This window comes from Paenibacillus sp. J22P59 (genome assembly GCF_059383895.1).
Genome location: NZ_JBXENX010000010.1, coordinates 120,650 through 140,468, shown reverse-complemented (window position 1 = coordinate 140,468; position 19,819 = coordinate 120,650). Strand labels below are relative to the sequence as shown.

The window sequence follows — 19,819 nt, the reverse complement described above, 5'->3', positions numbered from 1 at the left end:
GAACGAATTGAGTATCAGACCTGATGAAATCAGCACGCTGATTAAACAACAGATCGAACAATATAAATCCGAAATTCAAGTCGTAGACGTCGGCACCGTAATCAATGTCGGTGACGGTATCGCCCGCGTACACGGTTTGGAGAACGCGATGCAGGGCGAACTGCTCGAATTCGCCAACGGTGTTGTCGGTATGGCATTGAACCTTGAGGAAAGCAATGTCGGTGTCGTTATCCTAGGACCTTACACAGATATTCGTGAAGGCGACCAAGTGAAACGTACTGGCCGTATTATGGAAGTCCCAGTCGGCGAAGAGCTTCTTGGCCGCGTAGTTAACCCGCTCGGTCAACCGCTTGATGGCAAAGGCCCAATCAACACAACGCAATTCCGTGCGATTGAGTCCCCAGCTCCAGGCGTTATCGACCGTAAATCCGTTCATGAGCCAATGCAAACAGGTATCAAAGCGATTGACGCGATGGTACCAGTAGGCCGTGGCCAACGTGAATTGGTTATCGGTGACCGTCAGACAGGTAAAACAACAATTGCGATTGATGCGATTATCAATCAAAAAGGTACTGGAGTAAAATGTATCTATGTTGCTGTTGGACAAAAACAATCGACTGTTGCAGGCGTTGTGGAAACTCTTCGTCGTCACGGCGCTCTTGATTACACAATTATCGTAACAGCTGGTGCATCTGAGCCTGCTCCATTGCTCTTCTTGGCTCCTTATGCAGGTTGCTCGATGGGTGAGTACTTCATGTATAAAGGCGAGCACGTTCTCGTTATTTATGATGACTTGTCCAAACAAGCGGCAGCATACCGTGAGCTTTCCTTGCTGCTTCGCCGTCCGCCGGGCCGGGAAGCTTATCCGGGCGACGTTTTCTATCTTCACTCCCGTTTGCTTGAGCGCGCAGCTAAGCTGAGTGACGCACTGGGTGGCGGTTCATTGACTGCATTGCCATTCATTGAGACACAAGCATCTGACGTATCAGCATACATTCCAACGAACGTAATTTCGATTACGGACGGTCAGATCTTCTTGGAAGCTGACTTGTTCTACTCTGGACAACGTCCAGCGGTTAACGTTGGTATCTCCGTATCCCGTGTAGGTGGTGCGGCTCAGATTAAAGCAATGAAAAAGGTAGCCGGTACACTCCGTCTGGACCTTGCGGCATACCGTGAGCTTCAAGCGTTCTCGCAGTTCGGTTCCGATCTTGACAAATCAACGCAAGCCCGTCTTAACCGCGGTGCTCGTACGATGGAAATTCTGAAGCAAGGCGTTAACCAGCCGATGCCGGTTGAGAAGCAAGTTATCTCGATCTACTCTGCGGTTAAAGGCCATTTGGATGATATTCCAGTTGTTGATATTCTTCGTTTCGAGAAAGAGTTCTTGTCGTTCCTTGACTCCAACCATCCAGAAATCGGCGAATCGATTCGCACGACGAAGGACATGGTTGCCGACAACGAGAAAGCTCTTGTAGAAGCAATCAATAAATTCAAGAAAAGTTTTGCCGTATCGGCTTAATTTATAATCGTTCAACGCCCGTCCTGATATGTACGGGCGTGGACTCCTTTACTCCTACCAACACCAGGCTTGGCTTGTGTCTTGGCGCAGCGAAGCAACAAAGGCGGGTGAAATCAAATGGCAAAAGGCATGCGCGATATTAAACGCGAAATCAAGAGTAAACAAAGCACGAAGCAGATTACAAAAGCGATGGAGATGGTTGCGGCTTCTAATCTTAGAAGAGCGCAAGCAGCAGCTGAAGCAGCACGTCCGTACGCGGACAAGCTGAAGGAAGTTGTAGCAAGCATCGCTGCGGGTACGAAGGATGTTAAACACCCTATGCTGGAAACACGTCCGATTAAGAAGACGGGCTATCTCGTCATTACATCAGACCGTGGTCTTGCAGGTGGTTATAACTCCAACATTCTCCGTAAAGTAACGCAAACGATTCGTGAGAAGCATAAATCGACGGATGAATATGTCTTGTTCGTTATCGGACGTAAAGGCAGAGACTACTTCTCCAGACGCAATATGCCGATCGTTGAAGAGGTAACCGGCTTGCCGGATGCTCCAACGTTCGCCGATATCAAATCGGTCGCTACTACAGCGGTTAAGAAATTCGCTGAAGGCTCTTATGATGAGTTGTACTTGTATTACAATGAATTCGTGAATGCACTTACGCAAATTCCGACAGACGTACGTTTGCTTCCTCTAGCAGCTGTAGAGGGCAATGCATCCGTATCAGCATATGAATATGAGCCTTCACCAGAAGGCGTTCTTGAAGTATTGCTGCCTAAATATGCGGAGACGCTTATCTATAGTGCAGTTCTGGACGGTAAAGCAAGTGAATTCGGCGCTCGTATGACAGCCATGGGAAGCGCGACGAAGAATGCGAACAAGATGATCAATCAGCTTACGCTGACTTATAACCGCGCACGTCAAGCGGCGATTACCCAGGAAATTTCTGAGATCGTTGCAGGGGCTAACGCACAATCATAAAGCATGATGCCGCAGGATGCGGGCCGCTTGGTACAAGCTGGCCTTGCCCGCGGTAACAAGAAGGAACCAGGAGGGAAAACCATGAAAAAAGGACGCGTTGTATCCGTCATGGGTCCGGTCGTCGACATCGAGTTCGAACGCGGCAACCTGCCGGAAATTTTGAACGCTGTCAAGATCGAGCAGAAGGGCGAAGCAGGCGGAATTGATATTAATCTGACGCTTGAAGTAGCTGTTCATCTCGGTGACAATTTGGTCCGTGGCGTAGCTATGAGCACAACAGACGGTCTCGTTCGCGGTATGACAGTAGTAGATACTGGCGCACCGATTACGATCCCAGTTGGTGCACCTACGCTTGGTCGCGTATTTAACGTACTTGGTGAGCCAATTGACCAAGCAGGCGATGTAACTTCAAAGGATAACTTGCCGATTCACCGTCAGGCACCTGCATTCGATGAATTGTCCACGCAATCGGAAATTCTCGAAACAGGCATTAAAGTTATCGACTTGCTTGCACCGTATGCAAAAGGCGGCAAAATCGGTCTTTTCGGCGGCGCGGGTGTTGGTAAAACCGTTACCATTCAAGAGCTGATCAACAACATCGCACAAGAGCATGGCGGTATCTCCGTATTTGCTGGTGTTGGTGAGCGTACTCGTGAAGGTAATGACTTGTACCACGAGATGAAAGATTCCGGCGTACTGAGCAAAACTGCGATGGTATTCGGACAAATGAACGAGCCTCCAGGCGCACGTCAACGTGTTGCTCTGACAGGTTTGACAATGGCTGAATATTTCCGTGATGTGGAAGGCAAAGACGTTCTCTTGTTCGTCGATAACATCTTCCGTTTCACACAAGCAGGTTCCGAGGTATCGGCACTTCTTGGCCGTATGCCTTCCGCAGTAGGTTACCAGCCTACGCTGGCAACTGAAATGGGTCAACTGCAAGAGCGTATCACGTCAACGAAAAAAGGCTCGGTTACATCGATCCAAGCGATCTACGTACCTGCCGATGACTACACTGACCCGGCTCCTGCTACAACGTTTGCCCACTTGGATGCAACGACTAACTTGGAGCGTAAAATTTCCGAGATGGGTATCTTCCCAGCCGTTGATCCACTTGCATCGTCTTCACGTCTCTTGAACCCAGAAATTCTGGGCGAAGAGCATTACAATGTTGCTCAAGGCGTTAAGAGAATTCTTCAGCGCTACAAAGAGCTTCAAGATATTATCGCAATCTTGGGTATGGATGAGCTCAGCGAAGAAGACAAATTGACCGTTGCTCGCGCACGGAGAATTCAACTCTTCCTGTCCCAACCGTTCCACGTTGCTGAACCGTTCACAGGTCTTGCAGGTAAGTATGTACCTGTTAAAGAATCCGTTCGCAGCTTCAAAGAAATTCTCGAGGGCAAACATGACGACCTTCCGGAAGAAGCTTTCCGGTATGTAGGTGTGATTGAAGAAGCCGTGGAGAAAGCCAAAACGCTGTAGTAGCGAAAGGCGGGAGGAATCCACATGAGTACGTTTTTAGTAGAAATAGTAACTCCGGAGCGCAAGGTATATGCGGAGACAGCTAATATGGTTAGCGTAACTGGCGTGGAAGGCGAGCTCGGTATTTTGCCGAATCATATTCCACTAGTTACCCCATTGAAGATTGCTCCAATTGTAATCAAACGTGATGGTAAAGTAGACGTTATCGCTGCAGGTGGAGGATTCATCGAAGTCCGTAAGGACAAGGTGGTTATTCTTGCTGAGAGCGCAGAGCTGGCTACTGATATTGATATTAACCGTGCACAAGCGGCAAAAGAGCGCGCTCAACAGCGTCTCGCTGCGAAGCGCGATGAGATTGACTACCGTCGTGCAGAGCTTGCTCTGCAGCGTGCAATGAATCGGATTAACGTTAAACAAAATTAATTCGGTTTACCGAAATGCCGTCAAGAACTCTAATGAGATCTTGGCGGTATTTTTTTGTTACGGCTTAAGCTTCGCTGCTTGCAGAGGCCGAGATTATCTATAATAATAAGGATAAGAAGGCTGGATGGGGTGGTGCTGTAATGATCGACATTCACGCACATATTCTTCCTGGCGTGGACGACGGGCCTGCTAGTTGGGAGCAATCCTATGCACTGGCACGTGCTGCTGTAGCGGAAGGGATTACTGAGATTATAGCTACGCCTCATCATTGCAACGGCAAATACTATAACGAAGCGGCACAAGTCAGGACATTGACCGCTCAATTAAATAAGCAACTGCTTGAACAAGAGATCCCTCTCCTTGTACATCCTTCACAAGAAATACGGCTGTTTGCTGATCTAATTCTTCACTGGGAATTACAGAAGCTGCTGCCGCTTGGCACTCCTTCCTTTATTTTATTAGAAATGCCTTCCACTTATATTCCTTCAAGTATGAACGCCACGGTGCAAGAGCTGGCTCAGGCAGGCATCCATGCAGTTATCGCGCATCCCGAGAGGAATGCAGCGATAGTACGCGAGCCTGACCGTTTAGCTGAATTGATCAAGCTCGGGGCTTATGCACAAGTGACGAGCCATTCACTGTTAGGGGGCTTCGGACGGCGAATAGAACGAGCGGCGTGGACACTATGTCGGCGTGGTCTCATCCATCTGGTAGCCTCGGATGCTCATGAGCTCGGATGGCGAGGCTTTCGCCTGAGAGAGGCCTACGCAAGGATAGAAACGACACTTGGTCCGGCTTGGGTCAGCTATTACAAGCATAATGCTCAAGCTGTAATAGGAGGCCAAGAGCTGGCATTCATGCCTGATCGGTTGTCTGAACGAAGTAGAGGCTGGGATAAGCTTCGCTTGTTATTTAAGAAATAAGGATTTCGTATGGTGAAAAAAGGCCAAAAACCGTTAGAACAACGGTTTTTGGCCTTTTTTCTATTTGTGCATAATCTCTGCTTGGAAGAGTTATCCTAAGGGTTGAATGAAATGAGAGCGGCAGGAGGACGATGGGATGTTCAGCGATTACATGCGCAGCCGTAGCCGTAAGAAGGATAAGAAGAGCTCACAGAAGGAAAAGGAGATCGCACAGGAGGAGCTAGAGGCTTATGCAGATAAACCTCTATTCGTTGATCTTACTGATAATATAACAAGGATTGAGCAGGAGCTAGGGAAGAGCAGCGATGTCATTATCCGTCAGCTAGAGCTGTCAGGGGCTACACCAGTGCAGTCCGCCATCGTTTTTATCCAAGGGATGGTAGATGATTTCCGGCTGAATGAATTTGTAATAGAAACGATGCAAATGCAGGAGATGAAGAGTAATCCGCTATTGGAGCCGGAGCTTGCGATCGAAGAAATGAGAAATAAGCTGCTTTCCACAGGCAATGTAGAAGTAGCATCTACTTGGAAGGATTTCTATAACGCTCTGTTCTTAGGGCAGGCCATTGTTCTTCTAGATGGTCTCCATGTGGCACTGACCACCAATTGTATTGGCGGCTCCAAACGTTCCGTGGAAGAGCCGAAAACGGAAATGGTCATCAGGGGTCCAAGGGAAGGGTTTGTAGAATCCATACGGATAAATACGGCGCTGATTAGACGCAAAATACGGAGCCCCAAGCTATGGCTGGAACAGAGAACCGTTGGGACACTGACTCAGACACCTGTAGGCATTATGTACATAAAAGGATTGGCAGATGACAAGCTAGTCCAACAATTGCGCGACAAATTGGACCAGATTAAAATTGATGGCATTCTGGAATCGAATTATATCGAGGAATTAATCGCAGATCACAAATGGACACCTTTTCCAACTATATATAACAATGAACGTCCAGATGTTATTGCGGCCAATCTACTTGAGGGCAGGATTGCTATTCTGATTGACGGTACACCATTCGTGCTGGTATTGCCAGCAACGATGAATATGTTTTTTCAGGCAGCAGAGGACTATTACCAACGGTATGATGTCTCCTCTTTTTTACGTATTCTCCGGTTCGTATCCTTTTTCTTGTCGCTAACGATGCCTTCCATTTATGTAGCGATTGTAAGCTATCATCAGGAGATGATCCCTACTCCACTGCTATTGAAGCTGGCGGCACAGCGTGAGGGGGTTCCTTTTCCAGCTTATTTGGAAGCGTTCGTTATGGAATTTGTATTCGAAATATTAAGGGAGGCTGTCGTTCGAATGCCGAGTGCGGCAGGCAATACGATCTCAATTGTAGGTGGTCTTGTTATTGGCCAATCGGTGGTTGAAGCAGGTATCGTGTCTCCAGCCGTTGTTATTGTCGTATCGGTTACAGCGATTACAAGCTTCGTATCCCCTTCTTATAATTTAGGGATTGCTGCGCGCCTGCTGCGTTTTTTCCTGCTGGCAGCAGCGTCAACGCTTGGTTTTTATGGGCTTTCACTGATTATCTTGTTAATGCTTCTGCATCTGAGCAATTTGAGATCCTTCGGTATTCCGTATATGACACCATTTGCTCCGACGATATGGAAGGACTGGAAGGATACTTTTTGGAGATCACCTCTATGGAAGATGAAGGAGCGCCCGCAGAAGCTCGCCAAATCGAATCAAGTGAGAGAGGAATTGGATTCCACAGCGCTAGAAGGACGTGATCCTGTCCAATGAGCCTAAGAAAGAAAGATTGGATAAGGGCAGCACGAGTATTCAGTACAGTCTTGCTTATTATAGCTTGCCTAATGACAAGCGGATGCTGGGATATGCGTTATTTGGACAGGCTGAGCGTGGTCCTTGCTATAGGTGTGGATGTCGATCCTGCGAATAATCAGCGATTGAAGCTAACCGTGCAAGTCGTCCTTCCGCGAAATGTCGCAGGTGGCAGCGGACAATCCGGACCTTCAGGACCTACTGTGATGTCTATTACGGAATCGGGAGACACCTTATTTGAAGCGATTCGAAAAATGTCGAGTAAAACGTCTAGACGATTATTTTTTTCCCATACCCAATTGATGTTAATCGGTGATGAGATGGCTCGCCGCGGCATTTATCCTCTGTTGGACCTGATTGAGAGAAATCCAGATATACGTACGGATATTGCCGTAGCCATTGCACGCGGAGTGACAGCGGAGCAAGTTCTGCAGACGACTACACAAATGGAATCGATTCCGGTCTACCAACTGCATGACAGCATGATGATAAACCAAGCCTCTTATGGCACGATCTATATGGTTCCGGTCTATGAAATTACAAGAAGGGCTTCGATGAAAAAAGGAGAGGTCGTTCTTCCAGCAATAGAAATTGAAGGCTCCAAGCAAGCGGGTAATAGCCTGGAGAATATTAGCCGAATCAGCTCCGAAGCGCTGCCTGATTTAACCACAATGGCTGTGTTTGACCAAGGGAAGCTGGTTCAGTTCTTGCGGCCAAAAGAATCTCGTGGCTTATCCTTTGTTCAGAATAAAGTGGAGAGTACGGTCATTAAATTGACTTGTCCTAATTCGGAAGGGTTCATGACGGTTGAAATCGACAAGACTCAGACGGAGATCAAAGTGAGCAAAGGAGATAATGAGCTTCCTTTCGTTCAAGTTGTAATCAACCCGGTGGCCAGCCTAAATGAGATTATGTGCCGCGATGTTGATGTATTGGACGAGAATCAGATGAAAAAAATCGCACAGCATGTCGACGAGACTATTATTGAGGAAGTAAGTAGTGTCGTAGACAAGCTGCAAAAACAATTAAAGGTAGACGCTATGGATTGGGCACAATTTGTTTATAGGCAGCAGCCGAAGCTATGGCAAACAATAGCGCCCAACTGGAATAAGCTGTTCCCGAGCATCCCGTACGAGGTTGTAAGCAAGACGAGAATTAAAGATTCCGGTATTCGGATGGAATCCATCGTGAAATGAGGGGTAGAGTATGCTGCCATCTATATTGGTTGTAGCCGTTGCTTCCATAGCTGGGTTTGGCATTTGGCGTACAAGAATGAAGCTGCATCAAATCAAGGAAGCAGTATATGCCACTGTAATTCTAATAACGGGAACGATTTTCTGTGTAGGAATGTGCATCAAGCTGCCTATACCGAATCCTGCTGATTGGATTCAAGCGGTGTATGCCCCTCTTATGAAGCCGATCGTATCCTGGGTTATGAAGGATGTGCAGCATTGAGTGCAGATAAAATAAATAATGGTCAAATAACCTCTTCACAGGCTGCCAAGCTGCTTTATTTGTACGGGCTTGGCACGGCAGCGCTAATACAACCAGCCACTGTTATTAATATAGCTCGGCAGGATGCATGGATTACGATGCTGCTTTCTTTGCCGTTCTATTGTCTATTTTTATTCGTATATATAGCTTTAGCGAAGCGATTCCCTACTCTTTCTATGAGTCAATATGCGGAGAAAATTATGGGATCGTGGATCGGGAAGCTGATAAACCTTACCTATATCTTTTTTTATTTGATTCTTTGTGCGCTTACCCTACGCAATGTGACTGACTTCTTGGGCTTATCGGTTTTGCCTGAAACTCCTTCCTGGTTCGTAGCCCTAAGCTTCATGATTGTCATTGTATATGGTGTCTATCTAGGGATTGAGACGATCGCCAGATCAGGCGAGATTCTGTTCGGTGGTGCTATTATGATATTCTGCCTGATTGCGTTGTCGCTGCTGACACAATTTCAGGTGAAAAATTTTGAGCCTGTAATATATACGGGCTTCCTGCCAGCGATCAAAGGCTTGTACCCGTTTATTGGGTTTCCGATTGCTGAGCTGGTCTTTATTACGATGATTCTTCCGTCCGTCAGTCAGGAAGACCGAAGCAAGCTGACGAAATCTCTATTGACCTTTTCATTAATGATTGGCGGCTTTTTTTTATTGCTTGTCATTCTATTGCTGGGGGTATTAGGAGTCAGCGAATCGGCCCGAAGCCCATTTGCAGTCTATGATATGGCGAAAAGCATCAATATTGAAGAAATTGTCGTAAGAGTGGAGATCACCGTCGCCATTATATGGGTCTGCACGGTGTTTATAAAGCTAATCATGTGCTTCTATGCACTAGTGCTTTCAACAGCACAGCTTCTCAATATGAAAAGCTATCGCCCGCTCGTTTTACCATATGCTTTTATCGTAGTTCCCTTGTCTGCTTTAATTTATCGGAGCGTAGCTCATGCACATGCTTTTCTGAATGATGTATGGACCAGTTATAGTGTAACGATGGGTTTTGTTATTCCACTGCTGCTGTTGATGATTGCTGTACTAACGGGCAAAAGAGAAAAAACGGCAGGCAAGTCGGGTGCTGTCAAACCGCCGGAAGCGCAAGTAGAAGCGGAAATGCTGCCCTCTATAGCCTCTCCAGAGCAAGCAACTCCATCATAGACGTATATGGAAGCATTTGTTATAATGTGAGGGAAAAATAGACGGAGGCGATTGCGTGGATAACTACGTCAACCAGTATGTCATCGTGGCTATTTTCATCATTTTGGGCATCCTTCTGCCCGTAGCGGCGCTTGCCGCCGGCAAGCTTCTGAGACCGAACAAACCGAATGATCACAAGCGAACAACGTACGAGAGCGGCAATGAGCCGGTCGGTGATGGTCATGTCCGCTTTCATATTCGGTACTATTTGTTCGCGTTAATGTTCGTCATATTTGATGTGGAGACCGTGTTCTTATACCCGTGGGCCGTAGCATATAATAAGCTCGGCCTTTTTGTGCTGATTGAAATGATCATATTCGCTGGAATGCTGCTTATCGGACTTCTATATGCCTGGAAGAAGAAGGTGCTGCAATGGAATTCAGTTTAGAGTCGATCACGCTTGAAGAGCGCAAGGAGCTTGAGCGCAATGTATTCATGGGTACGCTGGAGCAGTTGAAGGCATGGGCGCGGAGCAATTCGCTCTGGCCGCTTACGTTCGGGTTGGCCTGCTGTGCGATTGAAATGATGGGGACAGGGGCTTCGCATTACGATCTTGACCGATTCGGCGTAATGTTCCGTACATCGCCGCGCCAATCGGATGTGATGATTGTTGCAGGTACGGTGACCAAGAAGATGGGTCCGCTGCTTCGCCGGCTGTATGATCAAATGCCAGAGCCCAAATGGGTCATTGCGATGGGTTCCTGTGCAACAGCCGGTGGGCCTTATGTGAAATCCTACGCTGTCATTAAGGGTGTTGACCAGATTGTTCCCGTCGATGTCTATATTCCAGGCTGTCCGCCAAATCCGGCGGCGCTGATCTATGGCATCAACAAGCTTCAGGAGAAGATTCGCTATGAGGCGAAGACCGGGAAGCGGGTGACCGGACGATGAGCGAGGAACAAAAGGGATTTGAGAAAGCGCTGTCATCTATTGGCGATGAAAGGAATACTTATGGGGAGAGGGAGCTTGGGCAAGCCGAGGGCGTAAGCTCTGTGGAAGAGCCGCCGGCTCCTTCGCCGAAGCAGCCTCAGCTTGATGAGTTAATGGCCTATATTCGGACATTAGTGGCGGAGGATGCGCTTGAGGATGCTTATATCAATGAGCTGGACAGACATATGCCGACCATTATTGTAAGTCCGATCCATTGGTTTCAGTCAGCGGCGCTGCTTAGGACGCATGAAGCGCTAGAATTCAATTATCTTCGCAACGTCTCAGGCGTCGATTATGAAACGCATCTGGAGACTGTCTATCATCTTGTTGCTTTGAACAGCGGCAGGGAGGTAGCTGTTAAGGTGAAGATTAATCGTGATCAGCCTGAGGTCGATTCTGTTACTCCGCTATGGGCGACAGCGAATTGGAATGAACGTGAGATCTATGATCTGCTCGGTATTGTATTCTCAGGCCATCCTGATTTGCGCCGGATTATGATGCCAGATGATTGGGCAGGGCATCCGCTTCGCAAAGATTATGAACCGTTAGACTCGGAGGTGTAGGCTGCACGTGATTCGTACCGAAGAATTGCTATTGAACGTCGGTCCTCAGCATCCAAGCACGCATGGCGTCTTTCGCATTATAGTGAAGCTTGATGGTGAAGTGATTACAGAGGCTACGCCGGTAATGGGCTATTTGCACAGGGGAACGGAGAAGCTTGCAGAGCAATTGAATTATACGCAGATTATTCCTTATACCGATCGGATGGATTATGTTTCGGCGATGACGAATAATTATGTGCTCGTTCACGGCGTAGAGACGATGATGGGGCTTGAGGTGCCGGAGCGTGCTGAGTTTCTTCGTCTAATCGTGATGGAGCTTCAGCGGGTAGCTAGCCATCTTGTCTGGTGGGGAACTTACTTGCTCGATATAGGCGCAATGAGTCCATTTCTATATGCTTTTCGCGATCGGGAGCTTATTATTAACCTCTTCAATGAACTGTGCGGAGCACGATTGACCTATAACTATATGCGAGTAGGAGGGGTGAAGTGGGATGCGCCTCCGGGCTGGCTGGATAAAATAAGAGAGTTCATCCCCTACATGGAAGAGAAGCTGAAGGAGTATGACAAGCTCGTCAGCGGCAATGAAATTTTCTTGGCGCGAATCAGAGGGATAGGTAAGTATGATGCTGCTACTGCAATTAATTATGGCTTGTCTGGCGCGAATCTGCGTTGTACCGGGGTTGATTGGGATCTGCGTAAGGCAGAGCCTTACAGCCTCTACGATCGCTTTGAATTCGACGTGCCGCTGGGACACAACGGAGATTGCCATGATCGCTATCGGATCAGGCTTGCGGAGATTAGCCAGAGCTTGCGGATTCTCAAGCAGGCGCTAGCCCAATTCCCTGCTGGCGGGGAGACGATGGGCAAGGTGCCGCGGGCTATTAGGCCTCCTGCGGGTGAGGTATATGTACGCATTGAATCTCCTAGAGGAGAAATTGGCTGCCATATTGTATCCAAAGGCAAAGCAGAGCCTTATCGCTTGAAATTCCGGAGGCCTTCTTTCGTTAACCTGCAAATTCTGCCCAAGCTTTTGGTAGGGGAGACGATGACCAATTTAATTACTATATTGGGCGGCATCGATATCGTGGTAGGGGAGGTCGATTGCTGATGGGAGCTTGGTTGAACGGACCGCTTACTTGGGGAGATGTATTCGTTATTTTCCTATGGGGGGCGGTGCTTCTTGCCATTGTGCTTGGCTTCGTCACCTATGCCATCTATTTCGAACGAAAAGTGATTGGGTGGATGCAGCTTCGGGTTGGTCCGAGTCGAGTAGGGCCGTTCGGGCTGCTTCAGACGGTAGCTGATATATTCAAGCTCTTGATTAAGGAGGACACCATTCCCCGCAAAGCCGATCGGGCCTTGTTCATGCTTGCTCCTGTGCTTGCCTATGTGCCTGCATTTACGGTATTGGCCGTCATTCCTTACACGCAAAATCTTTATTTTGCCGATCTGAATGTAGGCTTGCTCTATTATGTAGCCTTATCTGGCATTTCGACGCTGGCGATTATACTGGGCGGTTGGGCTTCCAATAACAAATATGCTCTGCTCGGCGGCATGCGCTCTGCCGCGCAGATGATCAGCTACGAGGTGCCGCTCGTCATCTCTGTGGTCGGTGTCATTCTGCTTAGCGGCAGCCTGAATCTGCGTGATATTGTAGCTGCCCAAGGCGGAGGGTGGTTCTGGGATTGGAACTTCCTTCCTCAGATTATTGGTTTTGTCGTCTTCGTTATTGCAGCAGTATCTGAACTGAACCGTACGCCCTTCGATCTGCCGGAGGCGGAGTCCGAGCTGGTAGCGGGCTACCATGTCGAGTACAGCGGCTTTCGGTTTGCCTTCTTTATGCTGACGGAATACGTCTATGTCTATGCAATTGCTGCGTTAATCACCGTATTGTTTCTAGGAGGCTGGTATGCCCCTGCGCCGTTCCTTGATTTCGTCCCGGGCATCATTTGGTTTTTGCTCAAATTCTCTTTGATTGTCTTCTTTCTGTTCTGGATCAGGGCAACCTTTCCGCGAATTCGTGTAGATCAGCTTATGGGGCTCGGGTGGAAGGTACTGCTGCCTGTATCTATTGCAAATGTGTTTTTAACGGCAATTTATGTGGAGATATTTATCAAGGGCTGATAAGGAGGAAATGGAAATGAATGGACTTTTCCAAGGGCTTGGTGTTACGCTCAAAGCAATGACGACCAAGAAAGTGACCACTTCCTATCCGGATGAGCCTTTCGTTATGCCGGATCGCTTTCGGGGAATTCAGCATTTCATTCCCGATTTATGCATTGTGTGCAATCAATGTGCAAAAATATGCCCGACGGATTGCATTACGCTAACTGGCAAGCCAAACCCTGACCCGACCAAGAAAGTTAAGGTCATTGATACGTTTGATATTAATTTTGAAATTTGTATATTATGCGACCTATGCACGGAGGTATGCCCGACGGAAGCGATTGTCATGACGAATGAATTCGAGCTGTCCGCCTATAGTCGGGATGAGCTGTTCAAGGACGTGCAGTGGCTCACAGATAACAACAGTTTGGTGCGCCAGGATAATAATAATATCGGTGCTCCTGTGAAGGGAGGCTCCAAATCAGTTGTTTGATACAGAATTCATCGTCTTCTTCCTGCTCTCTGCCATTATGATAAGCGGGGCTGTCCTGATGGTGAGCCTGCAGAAGGTTGTGCATATGGTGATCTCTATGGCTGGTGTCTTCCTCGGTATGGCGGGCATGTTCGTATTGCTGGAGGCGGAGTTTATTGCTTTTGTCCAAGTAATGATCTATGTCGGAGCCGTATCCATTCTCATGATATTCGGCATTATGATGACGAATCATCAGGACTCCGCATCAAAGCAGGTTAGACCGCTTCATGAGATACTTGCTGCAATAGGAGCACTGTGTTTGTTCGGCATTTTGTTTTTTGCGATACGAGTTACCACCTTCCCCAAGCCGGAGCCTATCCAGCAGGTTCAGGATAATACGCTGGAGATCGGTAAACTGCTGTACACAGGGTATGTGGTGCCGTTCGAGCTTGTATCGGTGTTGTTGACAGTGGCTTTTATAGGAGCAATAGCGATTGCCAAACGTACATCCGACCCTGCCAAGGAGGTGGAATAATGGCGATGCTTCCTTCTTATTTGACTGCAGCAGCTATTCTTTTTTGTATTGGATTATATGGTGCGCTAGTGAAGCGTAATGCGGTCGTCGTCTTGTTATCAATAGAGCTTATGCTGGCTGCAGTCAATCTGAATCTGATTGCCTTTTCTAAGTATGGGGTTATGCCATCGTTAACGGGCCAAATATTCGCATTATTCACGATTACGGTAGCAGCGGCAGAAGCAGCAGTTGGGATAGCGATCTTGATTGCGCTATATCGCGCCCGCGGCACCGTTCAGGTTGATGAATACGACAAGATGAGGAGGTAAAGCGGCTATATGGACATTTATACGGAGACAGCATGGCTCATTCCGGCTTTTCCGCTGGCGGCGTTCCTCCTTTTAATTGCTTTGGGCCGTGGCTTCCGTACGACGAGTGTGCTGATTGGCATAATTGGCTCACTAGGCTCCCTTATTCTAGCCTTGCTTGTACTTGTGGAGCATCTTGGCACGGACGCAATGGATTATGGCTCCTCATGGCCATGGATTTTTTTGGAAGGTAATAATGTGCACGGGGATATGCTGTACATGAGCTTTGAGGTCACGAATATGACTGCGCTTATGTTGGTCGTGGTTACGGCTATCAGCTTCATCGTCAACGTGTACTCTGCCGGCTACATGAAGAAGGATGAGAGAGTGACCGTCTTCTATGGTTATATCGCATTGTTTTCTTTCGCTATGCTAGGCCTGGTACTGGCGGGTGATCTGCTCACGCTATATATTTTCTGGGAGTTGGTCGGTGTAGGCTCATTCTTGCTGATTGGATTCTGGTACACGAAACCGGCAGCAAGAGCGGCTGCGAAGAAAGCTTTTATTGTCACTCGAATAGGCGACGCGGCGCTGCTGCTAGCCATTCTGCTGTTGTACTGGCATATGCCCGGTCATGCGCTGGATTTCGACTCGATTCAGAATATGTTCGGGGATGGGGGGGCGAACACGCTGTCCTCTGGCATCACAACGTTTATTGCTCTGCTGATTTTGCTGGGCGCTATGGGCAAGTCAGGGCAATTCCCACTGCATGTCTGGCTTCCTGATGCTATGGAGGGGCCAACGCCTATCAGCGCATTGATTCATGCAGCAACGATGGTTGCGGCGGGCGTGTTCTTATTGGCGAAAACCTTTGATATATTTGAATCCTCCGCGATCGCCATGCAGTCTGTCGCTTATATTGGCGGCTTTACCGCTTTATTTGCCGCCACCATCGCAATGGCACAGAATGATCTGAAACGAATACTAGCCTATTCAACAATTAGCCAGCTAGGCTATATGTTCATGGCAATCGGCTTGGGCTCGGTTACTGGCGGCCTATTCCATTTGTTCACACATGCTTTTTTCAAGGCGCTTCTGTTCCTAGGTGCAGGAAGTGTTATTCATGCGGTACATACACAAAATATTCAGGAGATGGGCGGTATTGCCTCTAGAATGCGAATTACAGCGCTGACCTTTGGGATTGGAGCGTTAGCTTTAACGGGAATTCCTCCATTCTCCGGTTTCTGGTCCAAGGATGCTATTCTGGCAACGGCCTTTCAAGAAAATCTGCCTTTGTTCATCGTTGGTATCGTGACTGCGTTCTGCACGGCTTTGTACATGTCGCGATTATTTTTCCTTGTCTTTACTGGCAAGCCTCGCACGAATCTTAACGCCAAGGAATCCCCTGCTGTTATGACCATACCGTTACTTATTCTCGCCATTCTGGTCATCGTTACTGGCTTCGTAGAAACGCCTTGGAATGGTTGGCTTGGCCATTGGCTGAGTGGAGAGGAAGGGCAAGGCGCTCATGGGGGAGGGGCAGCCATGATTATTTCTATTATCGTGAGCATAGTGGGCATTGGTATAGGCTGGCTTATTTATGTAAAAGGCACAATCAGCCGCAGCGCAATTGCTGCTAGGGGTTCTTGGCTCATCCAATTGCTGGAGCGCAAATATTATGTAGATGAAGTATATGATGCATTTCTTGTCACTCCTATTCGAGGGATAGGCTCTGCTCTGTCTCTTTTTGATAAGTATGTAATAGGTGGGGCCGTGCAGTTAACAGGTCTGGCTGTTCTATCGGCAGGTAAGCTTGGAACAAAGCTTCAGAACGGGCAAATACAGACCTATAGCGTGACGGCCATAATCGGACTGGTTATATTGGTCCTGGCTATTGCCCTAAGGAGGCTCTGGTAGACAAATGATCAACCTCACCGATATTCCTATTTTATCGCTCCTTCTCTTGTCACCAATAGCAGGACTGCTCGTCATCCTTCTTCTGCCGAAGCACCGCAGTCGCTGGCTGCATGCAGCAGCCGTTGTCACGACTCTTATACCGCTTATGTTGTCGCTATGGCTCTATGCTGACTTTGATAAGCATATGGGGACGGATAGCTATGAAGAGCAAGCCTCCTGGGTGGAGATTCCACTTAATGCTGAGGTGCTGGCAGGCGATGAAGTGCTTTCCGCTACATTCTCTTTGCAATATGCAGTTGGGATTGACGGCTTGTCGCTTCCGCTTCTTATCCTGACGACGCTCATTATGGCAATGGCGGCTTTGGCCTCCATACACATAAAGAAACGATGGAAGGCCTATTATGTCTGGTTCCTTCTACTTGAAGCGGGTATTCTCGGTGTGTTTTTAGCGCGTGACTTGTTCTTATTTTTTATTTCTTTCGAAATTACTTTAGTGGCGATGTTCTTTCTGATTGGCATATGGGGCTATTATAATCGGGAGCGGGCTGCGAACCAATTTTTGCTGTATAACGGAATAGGCTCAGCTATCATGCTCATTGCTTTCGTTATTCTGGTCAACACTGCTGGCTTCCATATCGACGCTTCTTCCTTCATATACAGCGGCAGCTATGCCGATATCGCTTATAATCTGACGGACTCTGCGGCATGGGTCAATCAAGAGGCGATCGCGAACGGTGCGGCCAATCCTTTCTTTTTATCAAATGCGATGCAATGGACGCTGTTCGTCCTGCTGCTTATCGCGTTCGGCATTAAGCTGCCAGCCTTTCCGTTTCATACTTGGATGCTTAAGGTGCACACGGAGGCACCTCCGTCTGTTGTTATGATTCACTCGGGTATCTTGCTTAAAATGGGTGCCTATGGGCTGCTGCGGTTCGGGATTGGTCTGTTCCCGGAGCAGGCCAAAGCCTCAGCACTGCTGCTGGCCTTGCTCGGGGTCACTAACCTGTTGTATGGAGCTCTTCTCGCTTTCCGTCAGACCGAGCTGAAGCTGGTATTCGCTTACTCGTCCATCAGTCATATGGGGATCGTCCTGCTGGGTATAGCGGCATTCAATATAATTGGCACGCAGGGCGCAATCGTTCAGCTTATCTCGCACGGACTAATATCTGCGTTGCTATTCCTCATAGTAGGCAGCTTATATGAGCGGACGAAGACAACGGAGCTGACTGAGCTTGGCGGCCTAGCACGTTCAATGCCATTCATGAGCGGAGTGTTGCTTGCTGCTGGCTTGGCATCCCTTGGATTGCCCGGTATGTCGGGGTTTGTAGGGGAACTATTATCGCTGTTGGGCTTGTTTGAGAGTTACCCATGGGTAGCTGGTATTGCGGTATTGGGTATTATTTTAACGGCAGTCTATATGCTCCGAGCTGTGCTTAATGTAACCTTCGGACCTCTGAAGGAGCAATATAAGGCTATCAAGGATGCAAGGCTGGTTGAGGCGCTGCCGATGATCATACTGCTCGCTTTCGTTCTGCTTATCGGATGCTTCCCGTCTGTCCTTACCGATATGGTGAGCTATAGCATAAGGGAATTGGCTGGCTTGGCAGTTACGATTGGAGGTGGGGGATAGCCATGTATGAAGGAGCATCGTTTAACCCGTTAGCTTGGTCAGAGATGCGCTATCTTGCCCCGGAATTATCGCTTGCAGCAGTATTTATTGTGCTCGTCCTTATAGATTTATTGCTTCCGAAGACGTTCAGCCGTCTCTCAATCGGTTGGCTGACGCTAGGGGGACTGCTGCTGTCACTTGGAATTGTTATTGGACAGTTGCTGGAGATGAATCCTTCGGGAGCCTCAGCGCTATCAGGAGAAACGATCAGCTTGCTCGGCTCTAGCTATAGAGTCGATGATTTCGGCAGTCTTCTCAAACTCATCTTTCTCTTCGGCACCTTGTTAATCGTTCTAATGGGATTGGGCTCGTTAAAGCGGGATAAGCTGGAGGAGATTACGGATAAAGGAGAGTTTTTCTACCTCCTGCTCCCGGCCGTAATCGGGGCGATGATCATGGCCTCGTCGGGCAATCTGATTACGCTGTATATTGGCCTGGAGCTGCTAAGCATTACGAGTTATGTGTTGGTTGGAATACGCAAGCGTGCCTCTCTGTCTGCAGAAGCGGCATTCAAATATGTCGTCATCGGCGGCATATCCTCGGCTCTTATTTTATTTGGGATGTCCTATCTATATGGAGTGACAGGGTCGGTTGATCTGAGTCATTTTTCCTTGGCGCAAGCGGTAGCAGCTTATCCAGCCTTCGTTTATGTAGGTTTCTTTTTTCTCATAGCGGGCTTCGGTATCAAAATCGCAGCTGCGCCATTCCATGCCTGGGCGCCAGACGTATATCAAGGCGCAGCTACGCCGATATCGGCCTTTCTGGCGGTCATAGCAAAGGGCGCGGCATTGGTTGCTGTATTCCGTATTCTATATGGCAGTCGACTGTTCGTTCTTGATGTGGCGGACGATGTCTTTTTTGCAGTATTAGTTCTAGCAGCTACGACCATGCTTGTCGGAACGACAGCAGCGCTTGTGCAGAAGCAAGTGAAAAGGCTGCTTGCTTTGTCTGGAGCAGCTAATGCGGGTTATCTGCTTGTCCCTATCGGCTTGTCATTCACTACGACACACAGTAACAACTTTTCGGAATTCATCTTTTATTTGGCAGCTTATCTGCTTATGAATATAGGAGCATTCGCAGTTGTGACAATCGTGAGCCGCGCGGCTGGACATGAGGAGATTAAGGGGTTCTCTGGCCTCTATTATCGTGCTCCATGGACGGCTGGAGCCATGACCCTGTTTCTTCTCTCGCTTGCGGGGCTTCCTATATCAGCAGGTTTCTTCGGTAAGCTGTTCATACTAATTGGAGCAGCTAACGCCAAAGCCTATTGGCTTGTTGTGATTATGGTCATAAGCAGCGTAGTATCGTATTATTTTTATTTTGCAATTATTCGTCAAATGTTCATGCGTTCCAATAGCAGTGAAGAGAATGAGATACAGCTACCCATTCCAACCGCACTAGTCATCTGGATTTGTGCCTTAGCGACGTTTGCGCTGGGTATAGTGCCACATGTGCTGATGGACGCTATTCATTCGGTATTTACCATTCAGACTGACCTCATTATGGCACGCTGATCATGGC

General features: G+C 48.1%; 20 protein-coding genes. All 20 read left to right on the top strand.

Features of this window, described 5'->3' with window-relative positions; all coding sequences use genetic code 11:
• Positions 1-7: 7 nt before the first annotated feature.
• The 20 genes from atpA (at position 8) to AC50YO_RS18310 (ending at position 19,812) form a co-directional block, all read left to right on the top strand.
• Positions 8-1,522 carry a F0F1 ATP synthase subunit alpha gene (gene atpA / locus AC50YO_RS18405; RefSeq protein ID WP_494849472.1) on the top strand — a complete coding sequence of 505 codons (1,515 nt, stop codon included), beginning with the start codon at positions 8-10 and terminating at the stop codon, positions 1,520-1,522.
• A gap of 117 nt (positions 1,523-1,639) precedes the next feature.
• Complete coding sequence (atpG, locus tag AC50YO_RS18400) at positions 1,640-2,500, top strand: ATP synthase F1 subunit gamma (protein WP_494849470.1); 861 nt, start codon at positions 1,640-1,642, stop codon at positions 2,498-2,500.
• 81 nt (positions 2,501-2,581) lie between these two features.
• Positions 2,582-3,985 (top strand): F0F1 ATP synthase subunit beta, encoded by a 1,404-nt coding sequence (gene atpD, locus AC50YO_RS18395; protein ID WP_494849582.1) that lies wholly within the window; start codon positions 2,582-2,584, stop codon positions 3,983-3,985.
• 24 nt (positions 3,986-4,009) lie between these two features.
• The gene (locus tag AC50YO_RS18390; RefSeq protein WP_494849469.1) at positions 4,010-4,408 is read left to right on the top strand and encodes a F0F1 ATP synthase subunit epsilon; all 399 of its coding nucleotides are present in this window, start codon (positions 4,010-4,012) and stop codon (positions 4,406-4,408) included.
• 140 nt (positions 4,409-4,548) lie between these two features.
• A complete protein-coding gene (locus tag AC50YO_RS18385) occupies positions 4,549-5,331 on the top strand; it encodes a tyrosine-protein phosphatase (protein WP_494849468.1) in 783 nt (260 codons plus the stop codon).
• 136 nt (positions 5,332-5,467) lie between these two features.
• A complete protein-coding gene (locus tag AC50YO_RS18380) occupies positions 5,468-7,081 on the top strand; it encodes a spore germination protein (RefSeq protein ID WP_494849466.1) in 1,614 nt (537 codons plus the stop codon).
• Positions 7,078-8,316 (top strand): Ger(x)C family spore germination protein, encoded by a 1,239-nt coding sequence (locus tag AC50YO_RS18375; protein WP_494849464.1) that lies wholly within the window; start codon positions 7,078-7,080, stop codon positions 8,314-8,316. Before AC50YO_RS18380 ends, AC50YO_RS18375 begins: the two co-directional genes overlap by 4 nt.
• Before the next feature lie 10 nt (positions 8,317-8,326).
• On the top strand, positions 8,327-8,575 hold the full coding sequence (locus AC50YO_RS18370) for a hypothetical protein (protein ID WP_494849462.1): 249 nt from the start codon (positions 8,327-8,329) through the stop codon (positions 8,573-8,575).
• Positions 8,572-9,780, top strand: a complete 1,209-nt coding sequence (locus AC50YO_RS18365) for a GerAB/ArcD/ProY family transporter (protein ID WP_494849460.1) — start codon at positions 8,572-8,574, stop codon at positions 9,778-9,780. The genes AC50YO_RS18370 and AC50YO_RS18365 overlap by 4 nt, the downstream gene beginning before the upstream one ends.
• Positions 9,781-9,835: 55 nt before the next feature.
• Positions 9,836-10,207 carry an NADH-quinone oxidoreductase subunit A gene (locus tag AC50YO_RS18360; protein ID WP_494849458.1) on the top strand — a complete coding sequence of 124 codons (372 nt, stop codon included), beginning with the start codon at positions 9,836-9,838 and terminating at the stop codon, positions 10,205-10,207.
• Positions 10,192-10,710, top strand: coding sequence for a NuoB/complex I 20 kDa subunit family protein (locus tag AC50YO_RS18355; protein WP_494849456.1), 519 nt, complete (start codon positions 10,192-10,194; stop codon positions 10,708-10,710). The genes AC50YO_RS18360 and AC50YO_RS18355 overlap by 16 nt, the downstream gene beginning before the upstream one ends.
• On the top strand, positions 10,707-11,312 hold the full coding sequence (locus tag AC50YO_RS18350) for an NADH-quinone oxidoreductase subunit C (RefSeq protein WP_494849454.1): 606 nt from the start codon (positions 10,707-10,709) through the stop codon (positions 11,310-11,312). The genes AC50YO_RS18355 and AC50YO_RS18350 overlap by 4 nt, the downstream gene beginning before the upstream one ends.
• A gap of 7 nt (positions 11,313-11,319) precedes the next feature.
• Positions 11,320-12,420, top strand: a complete 1,101-nt coding sequence (locus AC50YO_RS18345) for an NADH-quinone oxidoreductase subunit D (protein ID WP_494849453.1) — start codon at positions 11,320-11,322, stop codon at positions 12,418-12,420.
• On the top strand, positions 12,420-13,436 hold the full coding sequence (gene nuoH / locus AC50YO_RS18340; RefSeq protein WP_494849451.1) for an NADH-quinone oxidoreductase subunit NuoH: 1,017 nt from the start codon (positions 12,420-12,422) through the stop codon (positions 13,434-13,436). The genes AC50YO_RS18345 and nuoH overlap by 1 nt, the downstream gene beginning before the upstream one ends.
• 16 nt (positions 13,437-13,452) lie before the next feature.
• Positions 13,453-13,911: an NADH-quinone oxidoreductase subunit NuoI gene (nuoI, locus tag AC50YO_RS18335; RefSeq protein WP_494849449.1), complete on the top strand. Its 459-nt coding sequence runs from the start codon at positions 13,453-13,455 to the stop codon at positions 13,909-13,911.
• Positions 13,904-14,425, top strand: a complete 522-nt coding sequence (locus tag AC50YO_RS18330; protein ID WP_494849447.1) for an NADH-quinone oxidoreductase subunit J — start codon at positions 13,904-13,906, stop codon at positions 14,423-14,425. The genes nuoI and AC50YO_RS18330 overlap by 8 nt, the downstream gene beginning before the upstream one ends.
• Positions 14,426-14,430: 5 nt before the next feature.
• Positions 14,431-14,733: an NADH-quinone oxidoreductase subunit NuoK gene (gene nuoK, locus AC50YO_RS18325; RefSeq protein ID WP_494849580.1), complete on the top strand. Its 303-nt coding sequence runs from the start codon at positions 14,431-14,433 to the stop codon at positions 14,731-14,733.
• Between the two features lie 9 nt (positions 14,734-14,742).
• Positions 14,743-16,629, top strand: a complete 1,887-nt coding sequence (gene nuoL / locus AC50YO_RS18320; RefSeq protein ID WP_494849445.1) for an NADH-quinone oxidoreductase subunit L — start codon at positions 14,743-14,745, stop codon at positions 16,627-16,629.
• A gap of 4 nt (positions 16,630-16,633) precedes the next feature.
• Positions 16,634-18,259, top strand: coding sequence for a complex I subunit 4 family protein (locus AC50YO_RS18315; RefSeq protein ID WP_494849444.1), 1,626 nt, complete (start codon positions 16,634-16,636; stop codon positions 18,257-18,259).
• Positions 18,260-18,261: 2 nt separating this feature from the next.
• Entirely contained in the window at positions 18,262-19,812 is a 1,551-nt protein-coding gene (locus AC50YO_RS18310) for an NADH-quinone oxidoreductase subunit N (protein ID WP_494849442.1), read from the top strand.
• Positions 19,813-19,819: the final 7 nt, after the last annotated feature.